Raw genomic sequence first — 14900 nt, forward strand, 5'->3', positions numbered from 1 at the left:
TTTTCACATGGCGCACGCGTGTCGCGTGCGCGATCGACGAGCGCTCAATGCAGGATTTTCGCGAGGAAGTCCTTCGCGCGATCCGACTTCGGATTCGAGAAGAAATCGTCCTTGCGGTCGTCCTCGACGATCGCGCCCTTGTCCATGAAGATCACGCGATGGGCGACCTTCTTCGCGAAGCCCATTTCGTGCGTGACGACCATCATCGTCATCCCTTCCTGCGCGAGCTCGACCATCACGTCGAGCACTTCGTTGATCATCTCCGGATCGAGCGCGGACGTCGGCTCGTCGAACAGCATGGCGATCGGGTCCATCGACAGCGCACGCGCGATCGCGACCCGCTGCTGCTGGCCGCCGGACAGCTGGCCCGGAAACTTGTGCGCATGGGCCTTCAGGCCGACGCGATCGAGCAGCTTCATGCCCTTGTCGGCCGCTTCGTCCTTGCCGCGGCCGAGCACCTTGATCTGCGCGAGCGTCAGGTTCTCGGTGATCGACAGGTGCGGGAACAGCTCGAAATGCTGGAACACCATCCCGACCTTCGAGCGCAGCTTCGACAGGTTCGTCTTCTTGTCGCCGACCGACTGGCCGTTCACGAGGATCTCGCCCTGCTGGAACGGCTCGAGGCCGTTCACGGTCTTGATCAGCGTCGACTTGCCCGAGCCCGACGGACCGCACACCACGACCACTTCGCCCTTCTTGACCTCGGTCGTGCAATCGGTGAGGACCTGAAACTGGCCGTACCACTTCGAAACGTTCTTGATGGAAATCATCTTGTGACCTTTTTCTGGAGACCTTTGACGAGGGCAGACGCCACCGAGCAAATCACGAAATAGCATGCACCCGCGAACAGGACCATCTCGACGGTCGTGCCGTCGCGATCGCCGATGTTCGCGGCCGTGCGGAAGAAGTCCGCGAGACTGATCACGTACACGAGCGACGTATCCTGGAACAGAACAATCGCCTGCGTGAGCAGCAGCGGCACCATCGCGCGGAACGCCTGGGGCAGGATCACGAGGCGCATCGCCTGCGCGTAGTTCATGCCGAGCGCGAACGCGGCGTTGACCTGCCCGCGCGGCACCGCCTGGATGCCGGCGCGGATGATCTCGGAATAATACGCGGCTTCGAACAGCGAGAACGCGACCATCGCCGAGGCGAGCCGAATGTCGATCGTCGGCGACAGCCCGAGCACGCCCTGCAACACCTGCGGCACGATCAGGAAGAACCACAGCAACACCATCACGAGCGGAATCGAGCGGAACACCGTCACGTACGCCTTCGCGAACCACGCGAGCGGCTTCACGCCGGACAGCCGCATCAGCGCCAGCAGCGTGCCCCAGACGATGCCGACGACGATCGCGATCAGCGTGATCTTGAACGTGACGATCGCGCCCGACCACAGCGTCGGAACCGCGCCGGGAATACTACTCCAGTCGAACTGATGCATCACTTGCCTCCGATGTAGCCGGGCAGCCGCGTGCGGCCTTCGATCCAGCGCATGAACGCCATCACGACGAGGTTGATCAGCACGTACGCGAGCGTCACCGCGATGAACGACTCGTAGGTCTGCGCGGTGTAGTCGACGAGCTGGCGCGCCTGCGCGGACAGGTCGAGCAGGCCGATCGTCGACGCAACGGCCGAGTTCTTGAAGATGTTCAGGAACTCCGACGTGAGCGGCGGCACGATGATCCGGTAAGCAACGGGCAGCAGCACGTAGCGATACGTCTGCCATTGCGTGAAGCCCATCGCGAGGCCGGCCGCGCGCTGGCCTTTCGGCAGCGCGTTGATCCCCGAGCGCACCTGTTCGCACACGCGGGCGCCCGTGAACAGGCCGAGACAGACGATCGATGCGGTGAAGAACTGCGTGGTCGGCGGCAACTGCTTGATCCACGTGCCGATCGATGCGGGCAGCAGTTCGGGCACGACCAGGTACCAGACGAAGAACTGCACGATCAACGGAATGTTCCGGAAGATCGACACGTAGACAGTGCCGATCGCCGACAGCCATCTGTTCGGCACCGTGCGCAGCACGCCGAACAGCGAGCCGACGATCAGCGCGATGACCCAGGCGACGAGCGATACCTCGATCGTCACCCAGAAGCCGGACAGCAGCCAGCCGAAGTACGTCGTCGGCTCGCCGGTCGACACGGGGCTCAGGAATACGCCCCAGTTCCAGTGGTAAGACATGGGCAAGACTCCAGCAAAAAGAAACGGAAGAAGCGTGGCCTCTTCCGTTTCAGTAGCGTCAATTCTGCGTCAACGGCCGCGTGGTCAGTCGAGCGCCTTGTCGTTCGGGTTCGCGTACAGCTTCTTCATCGACTCGGACAGCGGGAAGTTGAGGTTCAGCCCCTTCGGCGGGATCGGATTCTCGAACCACTTCGCGTAGATCTTCGCGGCTTCGCCGGACTTCTCGACTTGCGAGATCGCATCGTCGACGACCTTCTTGAAGTCTGCATCGCCCTTGCGCATCATGCAGCCGTACGCTTCTTCCGATTGCGGCGTGCCGACGATCACCCACTCGCCCGGCTGCTTCGCCTTCGCGCGCTCGCCCGCGAGCAGTGCGTCGTCCATCATGAACGCGACCGCGCGGCCCGATTCAAGCGTGTTGAACGAGTCGCCGTGGTCCTTCGCGCTGATGATGTTCATGCCCATCTGCTTGTCGTTGTTCATCTTGCGCAGCAGGCGCTCGGACGTCGTGCCGGCGGTCGTCACGACCGTCTTGCCCTTCAGGTCCGCGAAATCCTTGATGCCCGAATCCTTCTTCGTCATCAGGCGCGTGCCGATCACGAAGATCGTGTCGGAGAACGCGGCCTGCTGTTGACGCTCGACGTTATTGGTGGTCGAGCCGCACTCGATGTCGACCGTGCCGTTCTGCACGAGCGGGATGCGGTTCTGCGACGTGACCGGGATGTTCTTCACCTGCAGGTTCGGCAGGTTCAGCTTCTTCTTCACCGCGTCGACGACCTTCATCTGGAAATCGCGCGAGTAGCCGACCACCTGCTGGTTCTGGTCGTAATAGGAGAACGGAATCGACGATTCGCGGTGGCCCAGCGCGATCACGCCCGTGTCCTTGATCTTCTTCAGCGTGCCGGTCTCCTGTGCTTGCGCGCCGCTTGCGAACGCGCACAGCGCCGCGACCATCAGGACTGCCTTGTGGTATTTCATTTTTGGTCATCTCCTTGGCTTAAACCCGCGCCAGTGTATCAAAGTAATATTTTTGAAAGTACTGGTTGTTTACCGCACTACGAATCGCCCTGTGAGAAGCCGTCCTCCCGGCTTCGGACACCCCGGATGCGCGCGCGGGCGGTGCCGGATTCGGCACCGCCCGCGGGGGTTCATGCACGCAATCGCGTGGATTGCGTCATGGTGCGATCGAAGTCAACCGGCCGTGCCCGTCGAGGCCGGCCGGCGACGCCCGATCAGGGGTACAGGCCGCGCATTTCGCGCGCCATCAGGATGCGCTTGCACGCGACGATGAACGCCGCCGTACGCACCGACACCTTGTGCTCTTCCGCGACCGCCCACACGCCGGCGAACGCTTCGCGCATCACGCGCTCGAGACGGTGGTTGATCTCGTCTTCCGTCCAGAAGAAGCTCGAGAAGTCCTGCACCCACTCGAAGTACGACACGGTTACGCCGCCTGCGTTCGCGATCACGTCGGGGATCACGAGCACGCCGTTCGCGCTCAGGATGTCGTCCGCAGCGGTCGTCGTCGGGCCGTTTGCGCCTTCGACGATGATCTTCGTGCGGATCTTCGATGCGTTCTTCTCGGTGATCTGATTTTCCAGTGCCGCCGGGATCAGGATGTCGGTTTCGACCGTCCAGAACTCGTCGTTCGGCATCGGCTCCGCGCCTTCGAAGCCCGCGACGCCGCCCGTGCGTGCGACGTGGTCGAGCAGCTTGTTCGAATCGAGGCCGGCCGGCTGGTAGATCGTGCCGGTGTGATCCTGCACCGCGATCACCTTCGCACCCGCTTCCTGGAACAGCTTCGCCGCGATGCCGCCGACGTTGCCGAAGCCCTGCACCGCGATGCGCGCGCCTTCGATCTCGACGCCCTTCTTCTTCGCCGCTTCGCAGCCGACGACGAACACGCCGCGGCCCGTCGCTTCCTTCCGGCCGAGCGAACCGCCGAGCGAGATCGGCTTGCCGGTCACGACGCCGGTCGACGTCTGGCCCTGGTTCATCGAGAACGTGTCCATCATCCACGCCATCACCTGTTCGTTGGTGTTGACGTCCGGCGCCGGAATGTCGGTGTTCGGCCCGATGATGATGCCGATTTCGCTGGTGTAGCGGCGCGTCACGCGCTCGAGCTCGCCACGCGACAGCTTGCGCGGGTCGACGCGGATGCCGCCCTTCGCGCCGCCGTACGGCACGTTCACGGCAGCGTTCTTCACCGACATCCATGCGGACAGTGCCATCACTTCCGACAGCGTCACGTCCTGGTGGTAACGCACGCCGCCCTTGCCCGGACCGCGCGACACGTTGTGCTGCACGCGATAGCCTTCGAAGTGCGCGACGGTGCCGTTGTCGAGCTCGATGGGCACGTCGACGATCAGGATGCGCTTCGGACGCTTCAGCGTTTCCAGCCAGCGCGACAGCGAACCGAGGTACGGCGCGACGCGATCGACCTGCTGAAGGTAGTTGCCCCACGGGCCGAGATCGTCGGCGTGCAGGTAGGACGGGATGGACTGCAGTTGCGAAGACATGGATGCTCCAACGTTCAACGGATTGCGCACATTGTCGAAAAACCCGTTTTTTTTATCCAATGCCGTTTGCTTATTCGATTATGCGTTTCTTGCATGATCGGGATTTTTCGCAAATCCGCGGTCGATTTGCGCAAGAACGGCCGCGATCGCTCGTGCATCGACGACGCGCGGAAACGATGTCGAATGACGCGGAACGTGCGGTGGTCGGCGGTCCGACAGGCGCCGCAAGCGCGTCGTCAGCCGCGCGAGCGCCGCACGCGGTCGCGCCGATCGTGCCGGCGCCGGTCAACCGCCCGTTTCGCGCAGCTCGTCGCGCACGACGTCCCACAGCGCCCGCACGAGCTTCTGGCGCGGATCGTCGCCCTGCAGCGCGAGCTTGTCGCAGTACAGGCGGATTTCCATCGTCAGCGTGAACGGATGCGCGCCGCCGCGCGCGGAACGGTCGAGCCGGATCAGTCGGCCGCTCGCAATCGCGTCCTCGACCGCGCTGTGCGGCAGAAACGCGACGCCGTGGCCCGCGAGCGCCATTGCCTTCAGCCCTTCGGCCATGTCGGTTTCATAAACGCGATCGAGGAACAGCGGCGTCGGCGCATTCGCAACGATGACTTCGGTCATCCGGCCGAGGTACGCGTTCGGCGTATACGACAGATACGGCACGCGCGCATCGGCCGCACCGGGCAGCGTGTAGCGCGGCCGGCCCGCGCGGCCCGGCGCCGAAAACGGGCTGATTGGCTCGCTGCCCAACACCAGCATGTCGTAGCGGGCCGGATCGAGCGCGACCGGATGGCTCGGGTGGTGGTAGCCCATCACGAGATCGCAGCCGCCCTCGACGAGCGACAGCACCGCATCGTGTACGTTCAGCGCGCGCAGCCGCGTGTGGACCTGCCCCATCTTCGCCTCGATCCGCTGCAGCCAGCGCGGGAAATACGTGAGCGACAGCGTGTGCGGCACCGCGAACTCGATCGTCGGCACCGGCGCGCCGACGTGGCCACGCAGCAGCGTGCGCGCCTCGTGCGCCTGCGACAGCATCGTCAGCGCCTGCTCATAGAAGATCTGGCCGGCCTGCGTGAGCCGCGTCGGATAGACCGATCGGTCGATCAGCTCGGTCGCAAGCCATGCCTCGAGCGCCTGGATGCGCCGCGAGAACGCGGGCTGCGACACGTGTCGCAGCTCGGCGGACCGGCTGAAGCTGCGCGTTTCCGCGAGCGAGACGAAGTCTTCGAGCCATTTGAGTTCCATGCAGGCGGGCGCGGCGGGCGGCGGTCGGGAAGAAGCCTGCATTCTACCGGCGGGCGAAACAGGCCGCCGGCTGTACGGCGAACCGCCGCGGCGCGCCCGTCGCCCGGCGGGCCCGGCACCCGCGCGGGGCCGCTCGTCCGATGGATCGGCGGCCGGACCGGTTCGGCCGGAATCGACGCGCGCCGATGGTAAAATGCCGGATTCTCCTCCCCTCGTTCGCCCCGGCCGCAAAAGGCCCTGCCCGATCATGTCCGACACCCGTCCCGATACGCTTTTCGCCCTCACCGCGCTCTCGCCCATCGATGGCCGCTACGCCAGCAAAACCGAAGCGCTGCGCGACTGGCTCTCCGAAGCCGCGTTCATGCGCCACCGCGTCACCGTCGAGGTGCACTGGCTGATCGCGCTGTCGCGCGCCGGCTTTGCTGAAGTCCCGCGCTTCTCGGAAGCGTCCGAGCAGTTCCTGCTGCAGCTCGCCGAGCGCTTCACCGCGCACGACGCCGCGCGCATCAAGGAAATCGAGCGCGTGACGAACCACGACGTGAAGGCCGTCGAATACTGGCTGAAGGAATCGGTGAAGGGCCAGGCCGAACTCGAGAAGGCCAGCGAATTCATCCACTTCGCGTGCACGTCCGAAGACATCAACAACACGTCGCACGGGATGATGCTCGCCGGCGCGCGCGCGCACGTGATCGTGCCGGCGCTGCGCACGGTCCACCAGCGCCTCGTCGCGCTCGCGCATGCTCACGCCGAACAACCGATGCTGTCGCGCACGCACGGCCAGCCGGCCAGCCCGACGACGCTCGGCAAGGAACTCGCGAACGTCGCGGCGCGCCTCGACCGCGCGATCGCGCGCATCGAGAAGGTCGAGATCCTCGGCAAAATGAACGGCGCGGTCGGGAACTTCAACGCGCACCTGTCCGCGTATCCGGAATTCGACTGGGAAGCGTTCTCGCGCGACGTGATCGAGAACCGCCTGAAGCTCACGTTCAACCCGTACACGATCCAGATCGAGCCGCACGACTACATGGCCGAGCTGTTCGACGCGGTCGCCCGCGCGAACACGATCCTGCTCGACCTCGACCGCGACGTGTGGGGCTACATCTCGGTCGGCTACTTCAAGCAGAAGACGAAGGCCGGCGAAATCGGCTCGTCGACGATGCCGCACAAGGTCAACCCGATCGACTTCGAGAACTCGGAGGGCAACCTCGGCCTCGCGAACGCGACGCTGCGCCATCTCGCCGACAAGCTGCCGGTGTCGCGCTGGCAGCGCGACCTGACCGACTCGACGGTGCTGCGCAACATGGGCGTCGCGCTCGGCTACTCGCTGCTCGCGTACGACTCGCTGATCCGCGGCCTCGACAAGCTCGAAGTGAACCCGCAGCGCCTGAACGAAGATCTCGACAACTGCTGGGAAGTGCTCGCGGAGCCGGTGCAGACGGTGATGCGCCGCTACGGCATCGAGAACCCGTACGAGCAGCTGAAGGAGCTGACGCGCGGCAAGGGCATCACCCGCGAAGCGCTGCAGGAATTCGTCGGCACGCTCGCGATCCCGCAGGATGCGAAGGACCGCCTGCTCGCGATGACGCCTGCGTCGTACATCGGCAAGGCCGTCGAACTCGCGAAGCGGATCGCGTAAGCGCCGCCGTCGCCGGACGGAAAAAAGCCCGATGCGAATCGCTTCGCATCGGGCTTTTTGTTTTTTCGCCGGTCAGAACGAGATCATGCGCCCAGGGTTCAGCGCGCTCATCACGCTCATCGCCGCCTTCGCAGCGGGAATCGCGATCGGCGACAGTTGCCGGCCGAGCGGAATCTCGCGATGGTCGATACCGGTCAGCATCGAGAAATCGTCGTTGCGTCCGACGAAGTCGTCGCAGATCGCCTTGCCGATCCGGACCGTCTGCGCAACGCCGTGGCCGCTCCAGCCCTGCACCATGTACATCGGCACGCGACCGTCGGTCTTGCGGCTGTCGGTCGCGCCGTTCAGCGTGAAATCGCTGACGCCGCTCCAGCAGTAGTCGAGCGCGAAGCGGCCGTCGTGCTGCGGAAACACCGTGTTCAGCCGTGTCAGCAGATACGCGTTCACGTCCGGCTGCGCCCAGCACGTGCCGGTGCCCTGCCCGCCGAACAGCAGCCGGTTGCCGCGCACCGGCCGGTAGTAGTCGATCTGGAACTGCGTGTCGTAGACGGGCATGCCGGCCGGCACCAGCGTCGCGACGTCGACGTCGAGCGGCGCCGTCACGCTCACGTACGTGAAGAACGGCACGGTGGTCGCCGCGCCGTCGTCGAGCAGCCGGAACGTCGTGTTGTGCAGCGCGAGCACGACGCCGCGACGCGCCGTGATCGTGCCGCCCGGCGTCACCGCAACGACGCCCGCCGGCGTTTCGTCGAGTTCCAGCACCTCGGTGCGTTCGTACAGCGCGCCGCCGTTCATCCGGAAGCCGTGCACGAGGCCGCGCACCAGCGCGAGCGGATGCAGCTGGCCGCCGATCGCGTCGATCGCCGCGCCGTGATAGAGGCCCGAACGCACGTACTCGTCGTGCAGTTGATGACGCCCGACGAGCGTCACGCCGGCGTCGCCGAGATGGCGGCGCGCGTCTGCGCCGTCGAGCAGCGCACTCATGTGGCCCGGATGGACGGCCGCCGTCACGTGGCCGCGCTTGCGATCGAGGTCGAGCGCGTAACGCGCGCCGATCGCATCGATCAGGTCCATCGATTCGGCGGATGCGAAGCGCCACAGCCGCTTCGCATCGTCGTGCGACAGATGGTCGATCATGTCGGCCGCTTCCCAGCGCGCGAGGCCCGGAGTCAGCTGGCCGCCGTTGCGGCCGGACGCCGCGGAGCCGACGTGATGCTTGTCGACGAGGATCGTGTCGACGCCCGCTTCCGCGAGATGCAGCGCGGCCGATGCGCCGAGCAGCCCCGCGCCGATCACCAGCACGTCGCACACCACATCGTGTGCGAGCGGCGCGCTGTTCTCATGGCGCGACAGCGACGCCTCGTACCAGTTGGCCGGCTGCGGCCCATCGTAGCGTGACGGTTCGCACCAGTTCCAGTTGTCCTTCTCGATGTTCAGTTGCGTCTGCTCGAAACGCGATTCCCCGTGGATCACGGGTTTGTTGTTGGTAGTCATGATTGCACTTGCATGGTCTTGGGCCGCCAGTCGAAGAGCCTCGTTGCTGCTGGGCTTCGCGGGTGGGGCAGCCGGTTCCACTTGGGTGTCAACGAAGATAAGGGGCGCAATGGCCCGTGTTGACGGCGGACGCGCTTGCGTCTGCCTGGATCCCGGACCGTGCGAAAGCACGCATTGAAGGTGCCGGGACACCCAATTTCTACACCGCAGAAATAATTCTACAGCGTAGAATATGCTTTCGTCAAGATTACAGTCCGCCGCCGTACCCGTTCCGATGAATGACAAACCCGCCCAGGGCCCGCGCGGCCTCGACAAGGACGCGATCGTCGCCGCCGCGCTCGCGCTGCTCGAAGAAGTCGGCGAAGCCGCGTTCAGCGTGCGCAAGCTCGCGCAGACGGTCGGCTGCGATCCGATGAGCGTGCTGTATCACTTCAAGTCGAAAGAGGGGCTGAGCCGTGCGATCGCGAACGCGCTGTCGCGCTCGCTGGTGCCGGTCGATCCGTCGCTGCCGTGGCGCGACAGGCTGCGCGATCTCGCGCGCCAGTACCGCGCGCTCGCGCTGCGCCATCCGGCCGCGTTCGCGCTGCTGCAGCGTCACATGAGCACCGGCCCGGCCGATCTCGCGCATATCGAAGCCGTGCATCGGGCGCTGGCCGATGCCGGTATCGCGCCCGCGGCGCTGCCGTCGGTGTGCGTCGGCTGGTATGCAAGCGTGATCGGCCTCGCCGCGGCCGAGGCCGGCGGCCTCACGCGGCCGGCGAACGACGTCGAGCTCGCGGAAATGAACGCGCTGTCCGACACCGAACAGCCGCTCGTCAAGGCTGCCGCGCCGCTTTATGCGCGGCTCGACCCGACCGTCGTGCACGACACGATGCTCGGCGTGCTGCTCGACGGGATCGCACGGCGCGCCCGCACCGCCTGAGCACTGCGCCCGAGCATTGCGCGCCCGTAAACGACACAGGCGCCCAACCGGGCGCCTGTGTCACTGCTGGATGACGATTGCCGCGAACCGCGCTCAGTGCTGCTGCGCGAGACCGATCTTCACCATCACTTCATCGACGATCTGTTCGGGCGTCAGCTCGATGCTGACCTCGATCGCTTCGTCGGGGCCCGGTTCCTCGAGCGTGTCGAGCTGGCTCTTCAGCAGCGACGGATCGAAGAAATGGCCGGTGCGGGTCTTCAGGCGCTCGCGCAACACGTCGAACGAACCCTTCAGATATACGAACCGCACGTCGGTGTCGGTGCCGCGCAGCACGTCGCGGTATGAGCGCTTCAGCGACGAACACGTGAACACGGCCGTCTCGCCGGCACGCTGCTTTTCCTCGATGGCCGCGCGGATCGCGCGCAGCCACGGCCAACGGTCGTCGTCGGTCAGCGGAATGCCGTGGTGCATCTTTTCCTTGTTCGCCGCGCTGTGAAACGCGTCGCCGTCGGTATAGCTGCACGACAGGCGTTCCGCCAGCATTTCGCCGATTCGCGACTTGCCCGCGCCCGACACGCCCATTGCGATCAGAATCATTGACTACCCCTTGTTACAGAACCATGCTCAGCAGCAGTGTAAAGCCCAGGCCAAGCACGGAGATGATGGTTTCGAGCAACGACCAGGTCTTGAACGTCTGACCGACCGTCATCCCGAAGTATTCCTTGATCAGCCAGAAGCCGCCGTCGTTCACATGCGAGAAGATCAGCGAGCCCGAGCCGGTCGCGAGCACCAGCAGTTCCGGGCTGACCGCCGCGCCCGACGCGGCGGCGATCGGCGCAACGATACCGCAGGCCGTGGTCATCGCGACCGTTGCCGAACCGGTCGCGAGACGCATCAGCGCCGCGACGAACCAGCCGAGCAGCAGCGGCGACAGGTGCGCATGCTTCGCGGTCTCGACGATCTGTTGCGAGATCCCGCTGTCGCGCAGCACGCCGCCGAAGCCGCCGCCCGCGCCGACGATCAGCGTGATGCCGGCGATCGGCGCCAGACATTCGCCGCAGAACTTCTGGATCTGGTCGCGGTTGAAGCCCTGCAGCTTGCCGAACGTGAAGAAGCTCACGAGCACGGCGATCAGCAGCGCGACGTCGGAGTTGCCGGCAAAGCGCAGCAGGTTGTTCGGCAGCGACTTCGGCGCGAACACCAGGTCGGCCCAGCTGCCGACGAGCATCAGCACGACGGGCAGCAGGATCGTAAACAGCGTGATGCCGAAGCTCGGCAGTTGGCGCTTGCCGCCGTCGGTGCGCGTATCGACGAATTGCGATGCGAGCGGATTGTTCTCCGGCAGCTTCACGAACTTCGAGATCGTCAGCGCGAACAGCGGACCGGCGATGATCGCGGTCGGCACGCCGACGATCAGGCCGAACGCGATCGTCTTGCCGATATCGGCGCCGTATTGCTGGACAGCCAGCAGCGCGGCCGGATGCGGCGGGATCAGCCCGTGCACGACGGACAGGCCAGCCACCATCGGCAGGCCGACGACGAGCAGCGACTTGCCGGTGCGCTTCGCGACGTTGAACGCGATCGGGATCAGCAGCACAAAGCCCACTTCGAAGAATACCGGCAGGCCGACGATGATCGCGACGAACATCATCGCCCAGTGGATGTTCTTTTCACCGAACCAGTCGATCAGCGTAGTCGCGATCCGTTCGGCGCCGCCCGACTCGGCCATCATCTTGCCGAGCATCGTGCCGAGGCCGACGACGATCGCAATGTGGCCGAGCGTGCCGCCCGTGCCGGTTTCGAACGACTTGACGATCTTGTCCATCGGCATGCCGACGGCGAGACCCAGGCCCAGCGAGACGATGATCAGTACCAGGAACGGGTAGATCTTGTAGCGCGCGATCATCAGGATCAGCGCGGCGATCGCGATCAGCGTGAATACGAGCAGCATGCTGCCTTGGACAGCCCCCATGTGGCACTCCTCCTAGGAATTGTTCGAAGCCGGGCGGGTTGTAGCGAGTATGCCCGGCTATGCAGGTCTCCGAAACACGGGCGTACACACCCCCGCGAGGACGCTGAATTTTACTTATCTTTACCGCCCGCGGATAGAACCGGTTCCATCAGCAAAAACCCTCGGTAAAACAAGCACTAAGCGCTCGTCTGCCGAGGGTCAAACGGTCATCCGGTACAAGGTCAGCGGGTAAGCTGGCTCGCCGCTTGCGCGAGACGCGTGACTTCCGCCCAATCCTGCGCGGCGAGCGCAGCTTTCGGCGTCAGCCACGAGCCGCCGACGCACACGACGTTCGGCTGCTTCAGGAAAGTGGGGGCGCTTTCGGCGGTGATGCCGCCCGTCGGGCAGAACTTCAGCGCCGGGAACGGACCGTGGAACGCCTGCAGCATCGGCACGCCGCCCGCCTGCTGCGCGGGGAAGAACTTGACGATGTCGTAACCGAATTCGAGCGCCTGGATGATGTCGCTCGGCGTCATCACGCCCGGCAGCAACGGCAAGCCCGCGTCGAGCGATGCCAGGTGCAGGTCCTTCGTCAGGCCCGGCGACACGCCGAACGTCGCGCCCGCGCGCTTCGCCTGCGCGCAGTGCTCGGGCTTCGTGATCGTACCGACGCCGACGACGATGTCGTCCGCGAGCTGGCTCGCGCGCTGGATCGCCTCGAGGCCCGCCGGCGTGCGCAGGGTGATCTCGAGCACTTTGACGCCGCCCGCGTGCAACGCGCGCGACACGTTTTCCCCCTGCTCGACCGAGTCGAACGCAAGCACCGGGATCACCGGGCCCAGCTTCACGATTTCAGCAATCGTCTTCATTGATCACACTCCTTGAAATTCATGCAGCGACGCGGACGGCAGTTTCGCCGACCAGCGCCCCGAAAACCGATGCGCCCTGCTCGGCCGGCGCGGCCGCCGCACGGAACACGCCGAACAGTTCGCGCCCGAAGCCGACTTCGTTCTCCGCCTGGTGCAGCGGTTGCGCGACCGGACGCGCTTGCCATTCCGCTTCGTCGACCTCGATGTCGAGGATGCCGGCTTCCGCGTCGATCACGAGCGTGTCACCCGTCTTCACCTTGCCGATCGGGCCGGCGAGCAGCGCTTCCGGCGACACGTGGATCACGGCCGGCACCTTGCCCGACGCGCCGGACATGCGGCCGTCGGTGACGAGCGCGACGCGGAAGCCCTGATCCTGCAGCACGCCGAGCAGCGGCGTCAAACGGTGCAGTTCGGGCATCCCGTTCGCCCGTGCGCCCTGGAACCGCACGACCGCAACGAAATCGCGCTTCAGCTCGCCGCGGTCGAACGCTTCCTGCACGGCTTCCTGCGAATCGAACACGATCGCCGGCGCCTTCACCTTGCGGTGCTCGGGCGCGACCGCGGAGATCTTGATCACGCCGCGGCCGAGCCGGCCCTGCATCAGCCGCAGGCCGCCGTCCGGCTGGAACGGATCGCGGATGCCGCGCAGCACCTTCGTGTCATGGCTCTCGGCGGTGCCGTCCACCCACGTCAGCTTGCCGTCGATCAGCTTCGGCTCCTTCGTGTAGTGAGACAGCCCCTTGCCGGCGATCGTCGTCACGTCTTCGTGCAGCAGTCCGCCTTCGAGCAGGTTGCGCACCAGGAATGCGACACCGCCCGCCGCATGGAAATGGTTCACGTCGGCCTTGCCGTTCGGATAGATCTTCGCCAGCAGCGGCACCGCGGCCGACAGTTCGTCGAAATCGTCCCAGTCGATCAGGATGCCGGCCGCACGCGCGATCGCGACGAGATGCAGCGTGTGATTGGTCGAGCCGCCCGTCGCGAGCAGCGCGACGATCCCGTTGACGATCGCCTTCTCGTCGATCACGTGGCCGATCGGCGTGTACTGGCCGCGCTCGACGGTGAGGTCGAGCACGCGGCGTGCAGCCTCCGCCGTCAGCGCGTCGCGCAGCGGCGTGTGCGGATGGATGAACGCCGAGCCCGGCAGATGCAGGCCCATCAGTTCCATCAGCATCTGGTTGCTGTTCGCGGTGCCGTAGAACGTGCAGGTGCCATGACCGTGATACGCGGCCGATTCCGCCTCGAGCAGCGCGTCGCGGCCGACCTGACCGGTCGCGAACTGCTGGCGAATCTTTGCCTTGTCGTCGTTGGACAACCCGCTCGTCATCGGGCCGGCCGGCACGAAAATGGTCGGCAGGTGGCCGAACTGCAGTGCGCCGATCAACAGGCCCGGCACGATCTTGTCGCAAATGCCGAGGCAGAGCGCCGCGTCGAACATGTTGTGCGTGAGCGCGATCGCCGTGCCCATCGCGATGGCCTCGCGCGAAAACAGCGACAGCTCCATGCCCGGGTTGCCCTGCGTGACGCCGTCGCACATCGCCGGCACGCCGCCCGCGAACTGCGCGACGCCGCCGTTCTCGCGCGCGGCGGCCTTGATGATGTCGGGGAAATTCTTGTACGGCGCATGCGCGGACAGCATCTCGTTGTACGAGGACACGATGCCGATGTTCGGTTCGCGAATCGCCTTGATCTGGAACTTGTCGCTGCCTTCGAGGCCCGCGAAGCCGTGCGCGAGGTTCGCGCATGACAGCGCGCCGCGCGCCGGGAACTTGCCTTGCGCGCGATCGATGCGCTGCAGATAGGCCGAACGGGTCGATTGGCTGCGGGCGATCACGCGTTCGGTGACCTTCGCCAAGGTGGGATGCAGCGACGTCATGCTGGGCGCTCCTGTATACCGGACGACACCGGCGGTTGGAATCGTGGGGACGATCGAGCTTCGTCGAACGAACGAAGGCAGTCTAGTAGAAAAACTACAAGCATGCAATGCGAACTGGCAAGCTCGCAACCCATATTCCCGCCACCAGCAAGGGTTCACCTAGTGAAAACCCTGATTTCCGCCCTCGCCATCTCCGTAAATTGCCGATAA

At 65.3% G+C, this 14900-nt stretch carries 13 protein-coding genes; 2 read left to right on the forward strand and 11 right to left on the reverse strand.

The genetic code is table 11. The features are described from left to right. Positions 1-44: 44 nt before the first annotated feature. From KDW55_RS19555 to KDW55_RS19580, 6 genes are all read right to left on the reverse strand, one after another. Complete coding sequence (locus KDW55_RS19555) at positions 45-770, reverse strand: amino acid ABC transporter ATP-binding protein (RefSeq protein ID WP_040143414.1); 726 nt, start codon at positions 768-770, stop codon at positions 45-47. Next, positions 767-1444: a glutamate/aspartate ABC transporter permease GltK gene (gene gltK / locus KDW55_RS19560; RefSeq protein WP_040143413.1), complete on the reverse strand. Its 678-nt coding sequence runs from the start codon at positions 1442-1444 to the stop codon at positions 767-769. Before gltK ends, KDW55_RS19555 begins: the two co-directional genes overlap by 4 nt. Then, positions 1444-2184: an amino acid ABC transporter permease gene (locus KDW55_RS19565; RefSeq protein ID WP_040143412.1), complete on the reverse strand. Its 741-nt coding sequence runs from the start codon at positions 2182-2184 to the stop codon at positions 1444-1446. Before KDW55_RS19565 ends, gltK begins: the two co-directional genes overlap by 1 nt. A gap of 84 nt (positions 2185-2268) precedes the next feature. Beyond that, positions 2269-3162: a glutamate/aspartate ABC transporter substrate-binding protein gene (locus KDW55_RS19570; RefSeq protein ID WP_040143411.1), complete on the reverse strand. Its 894-nt coding sequence runs from the start codon at positions 3160-3162 to the stop codon at positions 2269-2271. A 254-nt stretch (positions 3163-3416) separates the two neighbouring features. Continuing rightward, positions 3417-4703: a Glu/Leu/Phe/Val dehydrogenase gene (locus tag KDW55_RS19575; protein ID WP_040143410.1), complete on the reverse strand. Its 1287-nt coding sequence runs from the start codon at positions 4701-4703 to the stop codon at positions 3417-3419. A gap of 285 nt (positions 4704-4988) precedes the next feature. Continuing rightward, positions 4989-5942, reverse strand: coding sequence for a LysR substrate-binding domain-containing protein (locus KDW55_RS19580; protein WP_040143409.1), 954 nt, complete (start codon positions 5940-5942; stop codon positions 4989-4991). 247 nt (positions 5943-6189) lie between these two features. Between KDW55_RS19580 and purB the strand changes: the two genes are divergently transcribed. Beyond that, positions 6190-7578: an adenylosuccinate lyase gene (gene purB, locus KDW55_RS19585; protein WP_059547833.1), complete on the forward strand. Its 1389-nt coding sequence runs from the start codon at positions 6190-6192 to the stop codon at positions 7576-7578. 72 nt (positions 7579-7650) lie between these two features. Here purB and KDW55_RS19590 read toward each other — a convergent pair whose 3' ends face one another. Continuing rightward, on the reverse strand, positions 7651-9072 hold the full coding sequence (locus KDW55_RS19590) for an FAD-dependent oxidoreductase (protein WP_059547835.1): 1422 nt from the start codon (positions 9070-9072) through the stop codon (positions 7651-7653). Between the two features lie 274 nt (positions 9073-9346). On the opposite strand from KDW55_RS19590, the gene KDW55_RS19595 reads away from it, so the two are divergent. Then, positions 9347-9994, forward strand: coding sequence for a TetR family transcriptional regulator (locus KDW55_RS19595; protein WP_212198017.1), 648 nt, complete (start codon positions 9347-9349; stop codon positions 9992-9994). 93 nt (positions 9995-10087) lie between these two features. On the opposite strand, the gene KDW55_RS19600 is transcribed toward KDW55_RS19595, so the two are convergent. The 4 genes from KDW55_RS19600 to edd form a co-directional block, all read right to left on the reverse strand. Next, entirely contained in the window at positions 10088-10591 is a 504-nt protein-coding gene (locus tag KDW55_RS19600; RefSeq protein ID WP_040143405.1) for a gluconokinase, read from the reverse strand. A 13-nt stretch (positions 10592-10604) separates the two neighbouring features. Next, positions 10605-11966 (reverse strand): GntP family permease, encoded by a 1362-nt coding sequence (locus tag KDW55_RS19605; RefSeq protein WP_040143404.1) that lies wholly within the window; start codon positions 11964-11966, stop codon positions 10605-10607. Between the two features lie 221 nt (positions 11967-12187). Next, positions 12188-12814, reverse strand: a complete 627-nt coding sequence (gene eda, locus KDW55_RS19610; RefSeq protein WP_040143403.1) for a bifunctional 4-hydroxy-2-oxoglutarate aldolase/2-dehydro-3-deoxy-phosphogluconate aldolase — start codon at positions 12812-12814, stop codon at positions 12188-12190. 19 nt (positions 12815-12833) lie between these two features. Then, on the reverse strand, positions 12834-14690 hold the full coding sequence (gene edd, locus KDW55_RS19615) for a phosphogluconate dehydratase (RefSeq protein WP_040143402.1): 1857 nt from the start codon (positions 14688-14690) through the stop codon (positions 12834-12836). Between the last annotated feature and the right edge of the window lie 210 nt (positions 14691-14900).

This window comes from Burkholderia sp. AU19243 (genome assembly GCF_018148075.1).
Taxonomy (GTDB): Bacteria; Pseudomonadota; Gammaproteobacteria; order Burkholderiales; family Burkholderiaceae; genus Burkholderia; species Burkholderia latens_A.

Excerpts from the sequence above, each read along its gene's own strand:
- KDW55_RS19605 (WP_040143404.1), bottom strand. The coding sequence starts at position 11,966 with ATGGGGGCTGTCCAAGGCAGCATGCTGCTCGTATTCACGCTGATCGCG.
- KDW55_RS19595 (WP_212198017.1), top strand. The coding sequence starts at position 9,347 with ATGAATGACAAACCCGCCCAGGGCCCGCGCGGCCTCGACAAGGACGCG.
- KDW55_RS19580 (WP_040143409.1), bottom strand. The coding sequence starts at position 5,942 with ATGGAACTCAAATGGCTCGAAGACTTCGTCTCGCTCGCGGAAACGCGC.
- gltK (WP_040143413.1), bottom strand. The coding sequence starts at position 1,444 with ATGCATCAGTTCGACTGGAGTAGTATTCCCGGCGCGGTTCCGACGCTG.
- KDW55_RS19570 (WP_040143411.1), bottom strand. The coding sequence starts at position 3,162 with ATGAAATACCACAAGGCAGTCCTGATGGTCGCGGCGCTGTGCGCGTTC.
- eda (WP_040143403.1), bottom strand. The coding sequence starts at position 12,814 with ATGAAGACGATTGCTGAAATCGTGAAGCTGGGCCCGGTGATCCCGGTG.
- KDW55_RS19565 (WP_040143412.1), bottom strand. The coding sequence starts at position 2,184 with ATGTCTTACCACTGGAACTGGGGCGTATTCCTGAGCCCCGTGTCGACC.
- KDW55_RS19600 (WP_040143405.1), bottom strand. The coding sequence starts at position 10,591 with ATGATTCTGATCGCAATGGGCGTGTCGGGCGCGGGCAAGTCGCGAATC.
- edd (WP_040143402.1), bottom strand. The coding sequence starts at position 14,690 with ATGACGTCGCTGCATCCCACCTTGGCGAAGGTCACCGAACGCGTGATC.
- KDW55_RS19590 (WP_059547835.1), bottom strand. The coding sequence starts at position 9,072 with ATGACTACCAACAACAAACCCGTGATCCACGGGGAATCGCGTTTCGAG.
- KDW55_RS19575 (WP_040143410.1), bottom strand. The coding sequence starts at position 4,703 with ATGTCTTCGCAACTGCAGTCCATCCCGTCCTACCTGCACGCCGACGAT.
- purB (WP_059547833.1), top strand. The coding sequence starts at position 6,190 with ATGTCCGACACCCGTCCCGATACGCTTTTCGCCCTCACCGCGCTCTCG.
- KDW55_RS19555 (WP_040143414.1), bottom strand. The coding sequence starts at position 770 with ATGATTTCCATCAAGAACGTTTCGAAGTGGTACGGCCAGTTTCAGGTC.